Origin of the sequence: Glutamicibacter uratoxydans (genome assembly GCF_006539925.1) — a bacterium.
GTDB lineage: Bacteria > Actinomycetota > Actinomycetes > Actinomycetales > Micrococcaceae > Glutamicibacter > Glutamicibacter uratoxydans.
Map to the genome: position 1 here is coordinate 1 of NZ_BJNY01000043.1, position 1,441 is coordinate 1,441.

Here is a 1,441-nt window from a genome sequence, read left to right on the forward strand (position 1 = left end):
TGGACTGCTCCCCAAAAGTTGGACTGAGAAATCAGAACCAACCTTTGGGGAGCATTTTCATGCGCACACTCAGCAGCTTGACCGAGTCTCAACGCGAACAGCTCGTCGAATTCTTCGAATCAAGACTGGCATACACAGCGGCAGCCAATCGGCTAAATGTCGGACGCGGAGCAGCGAAGAAACTTTACGATCGCTGGCGATTACATGGCAGGCTATGCCTCATGGAGAAACCCACCAAAACCTCATACTCCTTCGAAATCAAGAAGGAAGTCGTTGACCGGTTCCACGCCGGTGCCACGGCCATGGAGTTGGCAGCCGAATACGAGCTCAGCTCGACGAATCTTGTCAAGAGTTGGGCGCATAAGTGGCGTGAAGGCGGGGATGAAGCACTTCAACCTAAGCTCAAAGGTCGCCCCAAGGGGTCATCAAAGCCCGAACATTTGAGCGAGGAAGAGAAGCTGCGCCGTGAGAACAAGCGCCTGCTGGCCGAGGTGGCGTACCTGAAAAAATTACGGGACTTGAGGGAGCAGGGGCACGCCTGAAAACTCGGGCGATCGCCACCCTCAAGTCCGAAGGGCATGATCTGACTGATCTGCTGGCTATTGCTGGACTGGCTAGATCAACCTATTACTACCAGGTCAAAGCACTGGCGCGCCCGGATCGGCATGCCGAGCTCAAGACCGTGGTCAAGAAGGAGTTCGACCGAAACCATGCACGTTATGGGTATCGACAGATCCGTCTCGTACTGCTTGCCAGGGGGTGGAAGGTCAGTAAGAAGCTGGTTCTGAAACTCATGCGTCAGCTGGGGATCGCTTCTAAGGTGCGCCGCCGGAAGAAGTATTCCTCCTATCAAGGCGAGGCGGGTAAGATCGCTGAGAACCTGCTGGACCGCCAATTCGAGGTCGATACCCCAGATACGGTCTATGCCAGCGACGTGAGCGAGTTCCCGGTGACCGGCCGGAAACTGTATCTCTCGCCGATCATGGACTTGTGCGACCGCAGCATCATCAGCTTCACTCTCTCAACTTCGCCGACCACAGCGTTCACGACCGAAAGCTTGGCTAGGGCCTTGGGTGACCGGCAGTTTGAGAAGAAGCTTTTGGTTCACACGGATCAGGGATTTCATTATCGGCACTGGTCGTGGAGGAATCTGCTGGCTGAGCATGGTGCGGTGCAGTCCATGTCGCGTAAGGGCAATTGCTATGACAACGCGGTGATGGAGAACTTCTTTGGTCAATTGAAGACCGAGATGTTCTACGGTGAACGCTTTGAGAGCGTGGCAGAGTTGGCCGTGGCGATCGAGGACTATATCGCCTGGTACAACATGGAACGGCGTCAGGAACGACTGAAGGGCATGGCACCGATGGAATATCGGCACTATGCCCTTGCAGTCTGAAACCAGACTTAGTATTTAGTTAGTCCAACTTTCGGGGACCAGTCC

2 protein-coding genes are annotated in these 1,441 nt (G+C 54.8%); both read left to right on the forward strand.

From position 1 onward, the window contains the following. On the forward strand, positions 1-542 hold a 542-nt coding region (locus AUR04nite_RS18195; RefSeq protein WP_218024707.1), incomplete at its 5' end, for a helix-turn-helix domain-containing protein. 53 nt (positions 543-595) lie between these two features. Next, the gene (locus AUR04nite_RS17735; protein WP_246055600.1) at positions 596-1,396 is read left to right on the forward strand and encodes an IS3 family transposase; all 801 of its coding nucleotides are present in this window, start codon (positions 596-598) and stop codon (positions 1,394-1,396) included. The last annotated feature ends 45 nt before the right edge of the window (positions 1,397-1,441 follow it).